Source organism: Streptococcus sanguinis, from assembly GCF_050223295.1.
GTDB lineage: Bacteria > Bacillota > Bacilli > Lactobacillales > Streptococcaceae > Streptococcus > Streptococcus sanguinis_X.
Genome location: NZ_CP071424.1, coordinates 611,465 through 627,674 on the forward strand (window position 1 = coordinate 611,465; position 16,210 = coordinate 627,674).

The 16,210-nt window shown below is 43.0% G+C and carries 11 protein-coding genes; 6 read left to right on the top strand and 5 right to left on the bottom strand.

All coding sequences use genetic code 11. From position 1 onward, the window contains the following. Positions 1–68: 68 nt before the first annotated feature. Positions 69–1,019 carry a hypothetical protein gene (locus J1C77_RS03200; RefSeq protein WP_049547432.1) on the top strand — a complete coding sequence of 317 codons (951 nt, stop codon included), beginning with the start codon at positions 69–71 and terminating at the stop codon, positions 1,017–1,019. Between the two features lie 90 nt (positions 1,020–1,109). Here J1C77_RS03200 and rsmG read toward each other — a convergent pair whose 3' ends face one another. The 5 genes from rsmG to J1C77_RS03225 form a co-directional block, all read right to left on the bottom strand. Further along, positions 1,110–1,823 carry a 16S rRNA (guanine(527)-N(7))-methyltransferase RsmG gene (rsmG, locus tag J1C77_RS03205; RefSeq protein WP_002922011.1) on the bottom strand — a complete coding sequence of 238 codons (714 nt, stop codon included), beginning with the start codon at positions 1,821–1,823 and terminating at the stop codon, positions 1,110–1,112. Positions 1,824–1,903: 80 nt separating this feature from the next. Further along, entirely contained in the window at positions 1,904–2,647 is a 744-nt protein-coding gene (locus tag J1C77_RS03210; protein WP_002922010.1) for an ABC transporter ATP-binding protein, read from the bottom strand. Positions 2,648–2,704: 57 nt separating this feature from the next. Continuing rightward, positions 2,705–5,041 carry an ABC transporter permease gene (locus J1C77_RS03215; RefSeq protein WP_002922009.1) on the bottom strand — a complete coding sequence of 779 codons (2,337 nt, stop codon included), beginning with the start codon at positions 5,039–5,041 and terminating at the stop codon, positions 2,705–2,707. Next, positions 5,016–6,299 (bottom strand): MFS transporter, encoded by a 1,284-nt coding sequence (locus J1C77_RS03220; protein ID WP_002922008.1) that lies wholly within the window; start codon positions 6,297–6,299, stop codon positions 5,016–5,018. The genes J1C77_RS03215 and J1C77_RS03220 overlap by 26 nt, the downstream gene beginning before the upstream one ends. 61 nt (positions 6,300–6,360) lie before the next feature. Continuing rightward, on the bottom strand, positions 6,361–6,978 hold the full coding sequence (locus J1C77_RS03225; RefSeq protein WP_002922007.1) for a TetR/AcrR family transcriptional regulator: 618 nt from the start codon (positions 6,976–6,978) through the stop codon (positions 6,361–6,363). A gap of 153 nt (positions 6,979–7,131) precedes the next feature. On the opposite strand from J1C77_RS03225, the gene J1C77_RS03230 reads away from it, so the two are divergent. The 5 genes from J1C77_RS03230 (at position 7,132) to J1C77_RS03250 (ending at position 16,160) form a co-directional block, all read left to right on the top strand. After that, positions 7,132–7,701 (top strand): LemA family protein, encoded by a 570-nt coding sequence (locus tag J1C77_RS03230; RefSeq protein ID WP_002915741.1) that lies wholly within the window; start codon positions 7,132–7,134, stop codon positions 7,699–7,701. 1 nt (position 7,702) lies between these two features. Then, the gene (htpX, locus tag J1C77_RS03235) at positions 7,703–8,599 is read left to right on the top strand and encodes a zinc metalloprotease HtpX (RefSeq protein WP_042762965.1); all 897 of its coding nucleotides are present in this window, start codon (positions 7,703–7,705) and stop codon (positions 8,597–8,599) included. Positions 8,600–8,675: 76 nt separating this feature from the next. Beyond that, positions 8,676–10,055: an ABC transporter permease gene (locus tag J1C77_RS03240; protein WP_002922004.1), complete on the top strand. Its 1,380-nt coding sequence runs from the start codon at positions 8,676–8,678 to the stop codon at positions 10,053–10,055. A gap of 459 nt (positions 10,056–10,514) precedes the next feature. Beyond that, positions 10,515–11,396 carry a helix-turn-helix domain-containing protein gene (locus J1C77_RS03245; protein ID WP_002922003.1) on the top strand — a complete coding sequence of 294 codons (882 nt, stop codon included), beginning with the start codon at positions 10,515–10,517 and terminating at the stop codon, positions 11,394–11,396. A 69-nt stretch (positions 11,397–11,465) separates the two neighbouring features. Beyond that, positions 11,466–16,160 (top strand): glycoside hydrolase family 70 protein, encoded by a 4,695-nt coding sequence (locus J1C77_RS03250; RefSeq protein ID WP_002922002.1) that lies wholly within the window; start codon positions 11,466–11,468, stop codon positions 16,158–16,160. Positions 16,161–16,210: the final 50 nt, after the last annotated feature.

Consider the following 16,210-nt stretch of genomic DNA (forward strand, 5'->3'; position numbering starts at 1 on the left):
GTATCTTCTATTTAGATGCTATTTTAGTAACTTTTTGAGACTTACATGCTGAAAGAGGAAGGAGTAATATGAAGAAAAAATGGAAATTTATAGCAGTGCTCGTAGTTGTTTTGTCTTTAGTTGGCTCTTACGATGCGTATCGATATTTTACTGTAGAGCGATATAAAGTGGTTTCGTTTGAAATTGAGCCTAAGGATTATGCATTTATTGCAGATAAACAAGGTCTAGTTATCACTTGGAAACCTGTTAATTCTAATATCAAACAAAAAAATTTAGGCGGCGGCAAGATTGCTATATATGGGAAACGATATATCGCTACTGAAAGTTATCAATTTACTCATCGATTTCATGATTCTGACTTTGATTTGAAACATCTAACTTGGGGTGAGTACTGGAAGATTCAAGTATATGATACTAGTACGGATAATTTAGACCGTAAGGAGTACGATTTGCTTGAGGCTATTCGGGAATATGATGATAGTTACGTTCCATTTTCAAGTTATACAGCCTTCTTTAGTCATGATAATGAAGAGTATCGGACTATAGAATTAGAAAAAGTGGGAGGAGGAAGTGGTCGTGAGGTTTTGTTTAATCTGAGAACGGGAAAAATAGAAGATGTTCCAAAAGGGGCGAATGTAGGTAGGGATGGGCGAAATAGTATTTTTGTCAACTATACAAGTCTTAAAAATTACTATTCAGAAAGTATGGCAAATACTAATTCTTCTCTCTATTTCCCCAATTCAGTTATTAAACAATCTTCTGATTGGCGCCTAAAGGACGAATACCCTAAAGTTTATGATTTGATGACGAAGCAAGGAGGTCAATTATATCTTTTGACGGATAAGACAGATCCTAAACTGATGTCAGACATTTACAGTCTTTTAATACCGAAAGATAAGCAACTATTTGATAACTTAACTGTTTATGGTAGTATCACAAAAGACGGTCAAGACCATGTGGTCAATTCTTATGAAGAATTTATCAGTGTTTTAAAACTGGAGGAACAGGACAGTAAGTAAGCGACTTGTTATACTTGCCGTAGTTTTGTAGTACATTGAACTTCTAGTCGGTTACATAAAAAATCAGACAATCCTTGCCTGATTTTTTTCTTATAACGGTCTTTTATTTGGCATACCAGCTTTGCGGGGGTATTTATTGGGGGTTTCTTTCTTCTTTTCTACCACTGTGATAAAGCGGGGATCGCCGTTTGGTAGGGCATAGCTGAGGTTGTCTTGGACCTTGCTAAAGAGTAAGTTAAGGGCATTTTTGGCTTCTTCCAGTTCTTCTGGAGCATTGGAAGCCTTGAGCGCTAGGAGTTTCCCGCCAACTTTCAGATAGGGAATGGTCAGTTCAGACAGAACTTGCATCCGAGCAACTGCACGGGCAGTGACCAGGTCAAATTGGGCCCGAAAGGCCTTGTCCTGAGCAAAGTCTTCTGCACGACCGTGGTAGAAGTGAACCTTGTCCAGCCCGATCTCTTCTGCCAGCAGTTTGAGGAAGTTGATTCGTTTATTGAGCGAGTCAATGATAGTCACATCCAGCTGAGGATAGATGATTTTCATAGGGAGACTAGGAAAGCCGGCCCCGGCTCCGATATCTAGTAGCTTAAGCTCCTGATTATCAATCAAACCTTGCAAAACGGGTGCTATTGAATCATAGAAATGCTTGAGATAGACTTCATTTTTCTCTGTGATAGCTGTCAGATTGATTTTTTCATTCCATTCGACCAAGAGTTCAAAATAACGCTCAAACTGGTCTTTCTGGCGGTCGGTCAGCTCGATTCCCTGCTGGCTCAATAGCTGGTAAAATTCTTGCGGTGTCATAGTTTCATCCTTATCTGTCAGTATTCAACCTATTATATCATAAAAAGGAGACCCCAGCATTCTGCCGAAGGGCCTCTTTTTTATATGCCAATCTGATTGAGGTCCGCCAAGAGCAGCTGGCGGCGCTCATCTTGATTAGTAGCTGGGTCAAAGAGAATTTCTTTTTTTATCTTGCCATCTAAAATGAGCAGAACCTTGTCTGCATAGGTAGCCACACTGGCATCATGCGTCACTAGGAGAATGCTTGCACCCTGCTGGTGGAAGTGCTGCATGAGCTCCATAGCTTGACGGCCAGCCAGAGAGTTGAGCGCTCCTGTCGGCTCGTCAGCAAAAATGATTCGAGGCTGGTTCATGAGAGCCCGGCAGATGCCGGCTCGCTGGAGCTGGCCGCCCGATACCTGATGGATAGAGCGGTGAGCAATGTCCTTAATGCCAGTCAGAGCCATTAACTCCTTGGCTCGCTCATAGGCTGCCTTTCGCTCGCTGCTTTTCTTACCAATAATACTCGGTAGGCAAATATTGTCTAGGATATTGAGATTTTTCAGGAAGGTTGCCTGCTGGAAGACAAAGCCGAAAGCCTCTCTGCGAAGGCGGTCTAAGTCCTTATCTTTCATGGCTAGCAGGTCCTGTCCCTGGTAAAGAATCTGTCCTTGGTCAGGTCTGTCAATGGTGGACAGAAGATTGAGAAGAGTGGATTTCCCGCAGCCGGACGGCCCCATGATGGCGATGAATTGGCCGCTTTCAATCTCTAGCGACAAATCACGGAGAATGGGCTCCTGATTTTCCTGATAGCTTTTGCTGAGGTTATGTGCTTCTAATAACATAGGCTTCTCCTCGGATGTAAAATAAATGCTAAGCGCTCGAAAGCTATCTGCTTAAGATTAATGTTCCTTGAGATAGCGTCCAATTTCCAGCTTGTTCAGAGCTCGGAGACTGATGTGTGCTGCTGTGAGTCCGCTAAGAAGCAGAGTCAGCGGTGCCCATAGAAAAGTAAGGGACTTATTGATGATGAGCTGGAGTTTGCTGATACCGAAGCTGCTGAGCAGCAGACTGCAGACTTCTTGCCCAAGACTAAGGAGCAGCAGGTCGGCTATTGCCAGAGCCAGCATCAAGATGAAGCAGACAGCGAGCAGGTAGTGGCTCCTGAGTCGTTCACTGCCAAATCCCAGCATCCGATAAAGCGCCAAGTCAGCTTGGTCCTTGGTGAAAATCATATAGACAAAGAGAGTCATAAGGATGAAGACAATGCTGAGTCCTGTCCAGAAAACGCTGGTCTGAATCAAGCGGAGCATGGCTAGCGTGTCATCAAAAGTCTGATGGAAAAAGTCTTCTACGTCGGTTAATTTATAATTGGAATAGCGTTTTTTCCATTCGTTGATTTTTTGAGTTTTGTTGCTAGCATCTTTAAGGTGGATGGTCGTCAGACTATTGAGTGTTTGCGCTTGCTTTGTCACAAAGACAGCCTTGGCGGTCTTGCCGCCGTAGGTCAGGTCTGAGTAAATACCGACTACTTTTAATTTTCTGGGTTGACCGTCTACCGTCAAGGTCAGGCTGTCTCCTACTTTTAGCTTGAGCTCTTCTGCCTTAAGCTTGGAGAGGGCAATTTCATGCTCGTTTTTAGGATAGCGACCTTGGCTGTATTTGACTGGAAATCCTGCATTGTTTCCCAGAGTTACCCGCAACTGCTGGGTCTGACCTTGCTGGTCTTGATAGGAGAAATTCTGGCTCTGGTACTGATTGATTTCTGCGATATCCTTGTCTGCCTGCAGTTCTTTCAGAAGCTGGGCAGCCTTGGTATCGATATCATCAGTCTGAGAAATATCAACCAACACATCTGACTGACCAGCTCCCAGATACTGGATGAAGTTCTTGTCCATCACAGTACTGTAGAGACTGGCTGGCAGCAGGATAAGCAGGCTAATCAGACTAACAATGAACAAGATAGTCAAATAGAGCTTTTTATGACTGAGAATCGTTTTTAGGGCGAAATAGGGTCTGTCTAAGAAGGGGATAGTCGGTAAGCCCATTTTCGGAGTAGAACGAGTCTCAGTCAGACTGTTGGCAGAAGCTAATCTTAAAGCTTGGCCGGGTGTCATTTTCTTAAAGGAGCTGAGAGGACGGGCAGTCAGCCAGAAGACCAAGAGACAGAGCAACAGAGCTACTAGCATTTCCAGAAGATAGCTATAGAAGGGCGTCGGACTTTGCCCCATAGACAGTGCCATCTGCTTTTTAAAAGGAGAACTCAGAAGAAAGGACAGTCCCCATCCTACGATGGTTGCCAGAGCTAGGCAGAAATAATACTTGGTCAGGTAGACCCTGCTGATAAAGCTTTGGGGCAATCCCATCACCTTCATAACGGCAATCTGCTGCAGTTCTTCTTGAATCTTGGTCAAGAGGGCAAAGCGCATGCAGAGAAAGGTGATGCCAATGATGGCCATAACCAGCAGCCCCATGACTAGGATGACTAGAGCATCATTGAAGCCGTTAATCATCTTGATCGTCGGATAGGTAATCATAGGCGGTCCATTGGACTCAAGCTCTGCATTTTTATAGGCTTGCTCGATGGTAGAAATCTGGCTAAGCTTATGTACTCGAAAGGCAATCAGGTTTTCATTAGATGCAACTGCTTCTGTTTTCAGAATCTGCAAATCAGTCTGTGAGATGAGGAAGCGTTTGGAGGAGACTAGACCGGCATTCATCTGGGCATCTCGGATAAATCCCTGGACAGTCAGCTGCAGCTTGCCGACCCTTATTTGGTCACCGATCTTGATTTTTCCGCTGTTATAGTAGTATAGGGGGATGAAAACTTGCCCCGGCTGAGGCTGGGCAGGCTGGTTATTCTGATCCAGCAGAAAGTCAAAGTTTTGGTTCTGACTGGAAAAGCCATTATCCTGGGAGCTATCCTGAAGCGAGTTCTGCCCATTGATGTGGATGGCTGACCCTTCCACATTGACAAAGTCTGTCAGCTGCCATGAGGCAATTTCTGGATGCTGCTGGACAAAGTTTTGCAGCCGTTCTCGGTCGACGTTTCCGCTGTGCATCTGTAGCAGGTGAGGACTTTTAGCTGTTTCCACAAAGCGCTCAATTGAGCTAGTCAGACTGATGGTTAGGCGCGTGGCTGCAAAGCTCAGGGTCAGAGTCAGAAGCAGGAAAAGCCCGATGACCAGCATACTGACTTTGTTTTCTTTTAAATCATTTTTTATCAAGCGTTGAAACATATTCCAGCTCCTTTACTGAGCGTGCTCGGGAGAGCAGATAAGCACCGATGCTGATAGAGATACCGGATAGGATAAAGAGCAGACCGTAGCCTCTGCCTCCTCCGACACCGATGATTTTTCCGACAGAATTTGCCAGCCAGCCAAAGTAAGTCAGTGAGGGCTTGAAAAGAGTGTCCGCGACCCAACCCATGCCGGCATAAGCTAGCACATAGCCCAGCTGAGAAATAATCCCAATGGTCCCCCAGACCTTGCCTTGATCGGCTTTGTTAATATTGATGCGGACCAGGTAGTCAATGGCTGTATTGGCAAAAGGCAGAGCAGCAAAGAGGAGAAAGCCAAAGCTGCAAATCCAGATGAAGTTTTCCTTCATTCCCAGCCCAACCATGAAGAGCCCCAGTAGAAATAGAGATAGGCAGAGCATACGATGGAAGTGTTTTTTGATAGCAAATATCCCCAGAACCAAGCCTCCTATCAGCATACCACTGCTAGAGATGGTCATGACCCAGCCGGTTGTTTTGGCGTCTGAGAAAGCCAATACCAAGGGAGAAAGCAGGATTTGGACTGTTCCCAAAAAGAAGGAAAAGCCTGTTCCAGCTAGAACTAAAATCCAGATGCCTTTTTTTCCATAGACGATTTGAAAACCTTTAAGGAAATCCACCCAGAAACGACTATCACTGCTATAAACTTGTGTGTGAATGGCCCTCCGAGCGAGCAAGGTGCAGGCTACTGTCACGAAAATGGTCGAAAAATCCAGCAACAGAATCGTGCTGATATGTCCACTCGCCAAAATCATTCCAGCCAAGGCTGGTGAAATCAGATAGCGGGCAATGCCATTAATCTGGGACAAACCAGTTGCTTTTGATAACTGGTCCTCAGGCAGCAAGTCGGAAATCGTAGCTCTAAAGGCTGGATTTACCAAGGCTGAAAAGAGTGAGCTAATCGCAGCTCCGATACAGATAAAAATTAAAGCAGGATTCTTCAGACTAAAGTAAATCCAGAGAACTCCTAAGCCCGACAGGCCGTCTCCCAGAGCCATCAGCAATCTTCGGTCATAGCGATCTGCCAGAATTCCAGCCAGAGGAGTAACTAAAAGACCGGGTAGAAAAGCACAAAGAGTAACAAAAGAAGAAACAGAAACCAAACCGGTTAGCTGGAAGATATAAACTCCTAAAGCGAAAGAGGTCATACCAGAGCCGATTTCCGAGATGAGACTCCCTATCCAAATCAATAAAAAGAGTCTAAAGCCTGATTGTTTCATAGTTGCCTCCTTATGTTTGCAATGTCAAGTAATTGGAAATAGTGAATTAGTAATTAGCTTTCTAGCTGCTTTTGGTCTGAATCAGAGATAGAAAGGGGTCGAAGTAGCCTTGCCGGCTGTGAAAAAGAGTTTCTAAAAGATAGAGAAAGGCCTGAAGTTTTTGCTGCTGTTTTTCTGGGGGGAGAGCCTGAAAACTACTGCCAAAAACTTGAAGCGAATAAGTTAAAACCATTTCCAGGCTTTCGTAGGGATAGTCGGTCCTCATATCTCCAGCGATGATGCCGTCTTGGATGATGGGAAGTAGAATCTGAGGCGCCCGTTCAAGAAGAATTTGATTGGTCTTTTCGTGCAGGAGCGCATTTTGCGGCTGATTGAGATGCAGCAGCACTTCCTTTCCCTCTTGATGATTAAGATTTAGAGCAGCCATGCTGCCAACCAAGCGCTCTATGATAGTCAATTCACGATTATCAGCAAAGGCTTGGGAAGCTGTAAATGCTCTTTCAATGGTTCGCTCAATGATGGCATCCATTATCTCTTCCTTAGAAGAAAAGTAATAGTAGAGAGTACCGCGGGCGATTTGAGTTGCTTCTAAAATCTGGGAGATCGAAGTCTGGTCAAAGCCTTGCTCCATAAAAAGCTCCTGAGCGGTATCTAAGATAAAGTCTTTTTTATTGGCCATGTTTGCATCCTTTTTAGTAGTAAAATTTTATTCGACCGACAGTCGGTTTATTCTTTCCTTTATCATACATCTTTTCTAAATCCATGTCAAGAATAAAGACAGTTCCACTATTTTTTGATATAATAAGTCTAATCAAAATTGAAGGAGTATATCATGACTTTTATTATTGTTCTTATTATTGTCGCGGTTTTAGCATTCTTCGTTGTTGGTGCTTACAATACTTTGGTAAAAAGCCGCATGCAGACTCAGGAAGCTTGGAGTCAGATTGATGTGCAGCTCAAACGTCGTAATGACCTGATTCCTAACCTCTTGGAAACGGTCAAAGGCTATGGCAAGTACGAGCAGGCAACCTTGGAAAAGGTAACACAACTGCGCAACCAGGTAGCTTCAGCCGCTTCACCAGCCGAAGCCATGCAAGCCAGTGACGCCCTTTCTCGTCAGATTTCTGGAATCTTTGCAGTAGCTGAAAGCTATCCAGATCTGAAAGCTAACACCAACTACCTGAAGTTGCAGGAAGAGCTGACCAATACAGAAAATAAAATTGCTTATTCTCGTCAGCTTTATAATTCAGTAACTAGCAACTACAATGTCAAGCTGGAAACTTTCCCAAGCAATATTGTTGCAGGAATGTTTGGCTTTAAAGCTGCAGACTTCCTCAAGACACCAGAAGAAGAAAAGGCTGTACCAAAAGTTGACTTTGGCAGCACTGGACTAGGTGACTAAGATGCTATTTGATCAAATTGCCAGCAATAAAAGGAGGACTTGGCTCCTCCTTATCGCTTTTTTCGGACTCTTGGCTCTCCTTGGAGCAGCTATTGGCTATCTCTGGCTGCGCTCTGCTGTTGGTGGTGTCTTGCTAGCCTTGATCATCGGAGCGATTTATGCCGGAGTGATGATTTTTCAGTCTACAGAAGTGGTCATGGCGATGAACGGAGCTCGCGAGGTCTCTGAGCAGGAAGCACCTGAACTCTATCATATTGTTCAAGATATGGCCATGGTCGCTCAGATTCCTATGCCACGTGTCTATATCGTAGAGGATCCCTCTCCCAATGCTTTTGCGACTGGCTCTAAGCCTGAAAATGCAGCTGTTGCAGCAACTACAGGTATCTTGCAAATCATGAATCGTGAGGAGCTTGAGGGAGTGATTGGCCATGAAGTCAGTCATATTCGCAATTATGATATTCGAATTTCAACGATTGCTGTGGCTTTGGCCAGTGCTATTACCATGTTGTCTAGCCTAGCTGGCCGTATGATGTGGTTTGGTGGCGGACGGCGCAGTAGTAATGATCGAGATAACGATAGTGGTTTGGGAATTATTCTCCTTATCATATCGCTGATTGCTATCGTTTTAGCTCCTCTGGCAGCTACCTTGGTGCAGTTGGCCATTTCTCGTCAGCGGGAGTTTCTGGCTGATGCTTCCAGTGTTGAGCTGACCCGCAATCCGCAAGGGATGATTAATGCCCTACTCAAGCTGGATCGCAGCGAGCCTATGGAACATCATGTCGATGATGCCAGTGCAGCTCTCTATATCAGCGATCCCAAAAAAGAAGGCGGACTGAAGAAACTTTTCTATACGCACCCTCCTATCTCAGAGCGGGTGGAGCGCTTGAGACAGATGTAAAAGCTGGGAGAAATCTCAGTTTTTTTATTGTTTATGCTATAATGATAGACGAATAATATAGTAAGTAGGAAATATAATGAAAAAACTAAAAGCCTCTAAAGATTTATTTGCAATTTTTTATATTGTTAATTGGATTTTGTCTATAATAATAGCCCCTTTGGGTGGCTATGCAGTTATAGTTCTAATGCTATCTACTATAGAATTTCTGAGTTCAGGCAAGACAAGCATATTAATGCAGTTTATGATGTTTAGTATGATTTTTAAGTTTGTTGTTCTAATCTATCTGTTTATTTATCTGATTTTGAGCCTTCGTTCGCTGATTCAGAGTATAAAGACAAGCAAGGACTCGCTTCATCTGGCTCCAATCAGTTTAATTCTGACTCTGTTGCTTCAGCTATTTCCATTCATCTCTGCTTTGAAAGATACGCGAACCATAGAACCTTATCGCTGGTTGATAGGGGTTGTGCCACTATGCTCGATTTTGTCTTTCCTCAGCTATCTTTACGCTCGGTATGGACTCAAAGGACAAAGAAAGAAGGCACTGCTCTGGGCAGGGCATATGGTTAATGGCATGCTAATTTTGCTCATGATTGTAGCTTTTTTTCAGCCTATCATTCCCCAACTAACACGAACCAGTCGAGTTCTCAGCAGCTTGGAGCAGGAGTACAAAAAGCGAGGTATGGATGCTAAGGTAGAGGCTGTACCAAGTGGATACGGGAAAGAAGATTCGAATAATCCAGACTTTAATGATATATACCCAATCGGGAAATTTAAAGTAACTATTGGCAAGCATTCTTTTTATGAAGAAGTTCGAGTCAATAAGGCAGGAGGCATTGAAGAAGCTGCGTTTATTGATCCGAAAACAACACCTTCTCCCATCCTGCGAGTTATTCTCCAAAAGGAAAATAGTCGAGAAAATCTAATCAGAACGAAAGAAAATGTAGAAAAAAGTCTAGATAATATAGATGAGAGTGTTAATATCATTCCTCATTATGGGAATACAGAGGTTTCTGTAGAGTACATAACTAATCCTAAGCGCTCAAAACCCAAGAGCTTTGAGGAAAAAGATTTCAAGTTAAATTCTCTCTTTGATATTACTGATGAGAAATTGCTAGAAAAAGAAGATGTTTGGATCAGTATTAGAATTGAGCTGAATCTGAAGCAAGGACTCTTTGCTTCAGATTCAGGAGAAAAATTCTTGCATGATATGGACTATTCCCTCTTTCAGACAGGAAACTATGTCTTTGAGATAGAGGAGACAGACAAGGATAATGTTACTAGCAAAAAGCAATTTTTTGCTAAAATTAAGGACGGAAAGTTAGTCCAGTTAAACAAGAACGACAGTGACCAAGACTTGACTGAAGGGTCAGTATCATTGCTAGAATACTCTTATCGTGGTAGTATAGGCTATTCCATAGACGAAGGGTATGACCACATGGTTGATTGGCCTGATTGATACGGAAAGGAATAGAAGAGGGGGGGGATTTTATGATTCTATTCCCTCTTTTTTTAGTCAAATCTATTTTAGTTCATTAGGCAGATTCATTTTACTTCCTTTCATTCATGTCTAAAAAGATGTTTACTCAGATTGTGTTACAGTTTTATTTCAGTCATCCATGAACCTCAGATTATCCAAGTTTATTTTTGTATAAGTAAGGAGGCTAGTTTTGAAAAAGCCAGTGTTTTCAAGTTGTCAGGTTGAACCCTTCTGAGATTATTATAAAATCAATATTTTCTTGAAAACCATATAACTTTCAGAAAAAATCACTATATTGAGTATTCCTATCTTTCAAATTAATCTATTTGTATTATTTGGAAATATAAAGTAATTTTCTTGTAACATATTTGAAATATATTACTAGTATATTAAATTTAGTAAAAAATTTTATTGCATATATGAAACCGAGGGCTCAATATGTTGAAAACATTTGGAAAAATTTTCAAAGTCATTAGAGAATCAAAAAACATGTCTCTTAAAGAGGCGGCAGCCGGAGATATTTCAGTGGCTCAGCTGTCTCGTTTTGAGCGGGGAGTCAGTGGTATTACGCTTGATTCTTTCTATTGCTGCTTAAAGAATATGGCTGTTTCTCTAGACGAGTTTCAGTATGTTTACCATAACTACATTGAGGCAGATGATGCGCTTTTCTCAAAAAAAGTAGCTGATGCTTATCAGGAAAACAATGTTGTCAAACTCCAAAGTATATTGGCTAGCTCAGAAGCTTTGGCTGAAAAGTTCCCTGAGAAGAAGAACTATAGGCTTAATACAATTGTTGTTAGAGCAGTATTGTCTTCCTGCAGTCCAGATTTTCAGATTAGCAAGAAAGATGTAGAATTTCTGACCGATTATCTCTTTTCCGTTGAGGAGTGGGGGCGTTATGAGCTCTGGCTCTTTACTAATAGTGTGGATCTATTGACCTTGGAAACACTGGAGACCTTTGCTAGTGAGATGATTAACCGCACCCAGTTTTATAATAATCTACCGGAGAATCGCCGGCGTATTATCAAGATGCTGCTTAATGTTATCAGTGTCTGCATAGAGAGTAATCATTTGCTGGTTGCTATGAGATTCCTCAATTATCTTGACCATTCTAAAATCCCTGAGACAGATCTTTATGATCGGATGCTGATTAAGTATCATAGGGCTCTTTATTCTTACAAGGTTGGGAATAGCTATGCTCTGAGTGATATTGAGGAGTGCTTATCTTTCTTGGAATTTTTAGATTCCTTCGGTGTTGCTCAGAAGCTCAAGGCTCAGTTTGAAAGAATTTGCCTTTCGCAGTTGCAGATGTGCAAATAAAATAGACTCATTTCTAAAAATATACTAGAATAAGAGTATAACTTTATACCAAATTCAGAAGGAGGCTTTATGATGGAGAAAAAAATTCATTATAAGATGCATAAAGTTAAGAAGAACTGGGTAGCCATCGGTGTGACTACCTTAGCACTTATCGTAGCACCAAAAGTACTTGGTCTCGAAGCAGGTCTTGTCCACGCTGATGATGTTAAGCAGGTGGCAGTTCAAGAACCAACTGCAGCTCAGGATAGTGGCTCAGGGCAGCCAGTTCAAGTACAAGCTAACTCAGCTTCTCAGTTGGAAGCAGAAAAAGCAACTTCTGCAGACAAGGTGACTGATGCTGCTGTAGCCAGTGAAAAAACTGCAGCAAATACGGAAGCAACTGCTACTCAAGAGCCAGCTAAGCCGGCAGTAGCAGAAGCAGCAACTACAGAAAAAGCGGCCGTTGCTGAAGAAGCAAAAGCAGCTAATGCAACATCAGAAACTGCTAAAACTGCAGCAATTGCTCAAGATAGACAAGCAAGTCCAGCAACTGCTGACAAACAAGCAAAGAAGACTGTTACAGACAAGATTGTTGCAAATCCAAAGGTTGCAAAGAAAGATCGCTTGCCAGAACCGGCTCAAAGACAGGGAGCGATAGCTGAAAGAATGGTGGCTGCTCAAGCCCAAGCGGCGCCTGTTAATACTGAGCATGATGATGATGTGCTGGCTCACATCAAGACCATTGATGGCAAGAAATACTATGTTCAGGACGACGGTACAGTTAAAAAGAATTTTGCAGTTGAGCTTAATGGAAAAGTTCTTTATTTCGATGCAGAGACTGGAGCATTGATTGATTCAGCTGAGTATCAATTCCAGCAAGGTATTAGCAGTCTCAATAATGAATTCACTCAAAAGAATGCCTTCCATGGCACTACGGAAAAGGATATTGAAACAGTTGACGGCTACCTGACAGCAGATAGCTGGTATCGTCCAAAGTTCATCTTGAAAGACGGAAAAACATGGACAGCATCAACAGAAACAGACCTACGTCCGCTTTTGATGGCTTGGTGGCCTGATAAGCAAACGCAGGTTAGCTATCTCAACTATATGAACCAGCAAGGTCTGGGAGCAGGAGCTTTTGAAAACAAAGTGGAACAAGCTATCCTGACAGGTGCTTCTCAGCAGGTTCAGCGAAAAATTGAAGAAAGAATCGGTAAAGAAGGCGATACTAAATGGCTGAGAACACTGATGGGCTCATTTGTCAAAACTCAGCCAAACTGGAACATCAAGACAGAGTCTGAAACAACCGGTACGAATAAGGACCACTTGCAAGGCGGAGCTCTGCTTTATACCAATAGTGATAAGACTTCTCATGCTAATTCTAAGTACCGTATCCTGAACCGCACACCTACCAACCAAACTGGTACACCTAAGTACTTCATTGACAAGTCAAATGGTGGTTATGAGTTCCTGCTAGCTAACGACTTTGACAACTCTAATCCAGCTGTTCAGGCTGAGCAACTCAACTGGCTGCACTTTATGATGAACTTCGGCAGCATCGTAGCTAATGATCCGACTGCTAACTTTGACGGAGTCCGTGTCGATGCGGTAGACAATGTCAATGCGGACTTGCTCCAGATTGCCTCTGACTACTTCAAGTCTCGCTACAAGGTTGGAGAAAGTGAAGAAGAAGCCATCAAGCATCTGTCTATCTTGGAAGCTTGGTCTGACAACGACCCTGACTACAACAAAGACACCAAGGGTGCACAATTACCGATTGATAATAAGCTTCGTCTATCCTTGCTTTATTCGTTCATGCGTAAGCTTTCTATCCGTAGTGGTGTAGAGCCAACGATTACGAATAGTCTGAATGACCGTTCTACTGAAAAGAAAAATGGCGAACGGATGGCCAACTATATCTTTGTTCGGGCTCATGATAGTGAAGTGCAGACCGTTATTGCCGACATCATTCGAGAAAATATCAATCCAAACACGGATGGTTTGACCTTTACCATGGATGAGCTCAAGCAAGCCTTCAAGATTTACAACGAAGATATGCGCAAGGCGGACAAGAAGTATACGCAGTTTAATATCCCAACTGCTCATGCTCTCATGCTCTCCAACAAAGACTCCATCACTCGGGTCTACTATGGTGATCTCTATACAGATGACGGCCAATACATGGAGAAAAAATCTCCTTACCACGACGCTATCGATGCCCTGTTGCGTGCTCGGATTAAGTATGTAGCTGGTGGCCAGGACATGAAAGTCACCTATATGGGTGTACCTCGTGAGGCTGATAAATGGTCTTACAATGGTATTTTGACTTCTGTTCGTTACGGTACTGGTGCTAACGAAGCAACAGATGAAGGAACAGCAGAAACCCGTACCCAAGGGATGGCTGTTATTGCTTCTAACAACCCTAACCTCAAGTTAAATGTATGGGATAAACTGCAAGTCAATATGGGAGCAGCCCATAAGAATCAATACTACCGTCCTGTGCTCTTGACGACCAAAGATGGTATTTCCCGCTATCTAACTGACGAAGAAGTGCCGCAATCCCTCTGGAAGAAGACAGATGCCAATGGTATTTTGACCTTTGATATGAATGATATCGCAGGTTACAGCAATGTCCAAGTTTCTGGTTATCTGGCTGTTTGGGTACCAGTTGGTGCTAAGGCAGATCAGGATGCTCGTGTAACAGCCAGCAAGAAGAAAAATGCCAGCGGTCAGGTTTACGAGTCTAGCGCAGCCCTTGATTCTCAGCTGATTTACGAAGGCTTCTCTAACTTCCAAGATTTTGCAACTCGTGATGACCAGTATACCAATAAAGTCATTGCTAAAAATGTCAACCTCTTCAAGGAATGGGGAGTGACTTCATTTGAGCTGCCGCCTCAATATGTATCTAGCCAAGACGGAACTTTCCTAGATTCTATCATCCAGAATGGTTATGCCTTTGAAGACCGCTATGATATGGCAATGAGTAAGAACAATAAATATGGTTCTTTAAATGACCTGCTCAATGCTCTCCGTGCTCTTCACAGTGTCAATATCCAAGCCATTGCGGACTGGGTGCCAGACCAAATCTACAACCTGCCAGGTAAAGAAGTGGTAACGGCAACTCGTGTCAACAACTATGGAACCTACCGTGAAGGTGCAGAAATCAAGGAAAAACTTTACGTTGCCAATACTAGAACGAATGGTACAGACTATCAAGGCAAGTATGGTGGAGCCTTCTTGGATGAACTCAAAGCTAAATACCCAGAAATCTTTGAACGAGTACAGATTTCCAACGGTCAAAAGATGACGACTGATGAGAAGATTACCAAGTGGTCAGCTAAACACTTCAACGGTACCAATATCTTGGGGCGTGGTGCTTACTATGTCCTTAAAGACTGGGCTAGCAACGAATATCTCAACAACAAGAATGGTGAGATGGTACTGCCTAAACAATTAGTTAATAAGAATGCCTACACAGGATTTGTTAGTGATGCTAGTGGTACTAAGTACTATTCAACTAGTGGCTATCAAGCTAGAAATTCCTTTATCCAAGATGAAAATGGAAATTGGTATTACTTCGATAAACGAGGTTACCTAGCAACAGGTGCTCATGAAATTGATGGCAAGCAAGTTTATTTCCTCAAGAATGGTATTCAGCTGCGTGATTCTCTCCGTGAAGATGAAAACGGCAATCAGTACTACTATGATAAGACTGGTGCCCAAGTTCTCAACCGTTACTACACTACTGATGGCCAAAACTGGCGTTACTTTGATGCCAAGGGTGTCATGGCTAGAGGCCTGGTAACCACGGGCGGCAATCAGCAATTCTTCGACCAAAATGGCTACCAAGTCAAGGGCAAGATTGCGCGTGCCAAAGATGGTAAACTTCGTTACTTTGATAAGGATTCAGGTAATGCTGCTGCTAACCGCTTTGCCCAAGGTGATAATCCAAGCGACTGGTACTATTTCGGAGCAGATGGTGTTGCAGTAACAGGTCTTCAAAAACTTGGCCAGCAAACACTTTACTTCGACCAAGATGGCAAGCAAGTCAAGGGTAAAATCGTGACACTTGCAGACAAGAGTATCCGTTACTTCGATGCCAACTCAGGGGAAATGGCAGTCGGCAAGTTTGCAGAAGGATCTAAGAATGAATGGTATTACTTCGATCAAGCTGGTAAAGCAGTGACAGGTCTTCAGAAGATTGGCCAACAAACGCTTTACTTTGACCAAGATGGTAAGCAAGTCAAAGGTAAAGTAGTAACTCTGGCTGATAAATCAATCCGTTACTTCGATGCTAATTCCGGAGAAATGGCAGTCGGCAAGTTTGCAGAAGGTGCCAAGAATGAATGGTACTACTTCGATCAGGCTGGTAAAGCAGTGACAGGTCTTCAGAAGATTGGTCAACAAACCCTTTACTTCGACCAAAATGGTAAGCAAGTCAAAGGACAGCTAGTAACTCTGGCTGATAAATCAATCCGTTACTTCGATGCTAATTCCGGTGAAATGGCAGCCAACAAGTTTGTTGAAGGTGCCAAGAACGAATGGTACTACTTCGATCAGGCTGGTAAAGCAGTGACAGGTTTGCAGCAGATTGGCCAACAAACCCTTTACTTCGACCAAAATGGCAAGCAAGTCAAAGGTAAGATTGTCTATGTCAATGGTGCTAACCGTTACTTTGATGCCAATTCCGGAGAAATGGCGCGCAATAAATGGATCCAGCTGGAAGATGGAAGTTGGATGTACTTTGACCGCAATGGTAGAGGCAGACGCTTCGGCTGGAACTAATAGCAATAGAATAGGCTAAATGAAACTTAATCTTTAGCTTTCTAATACAC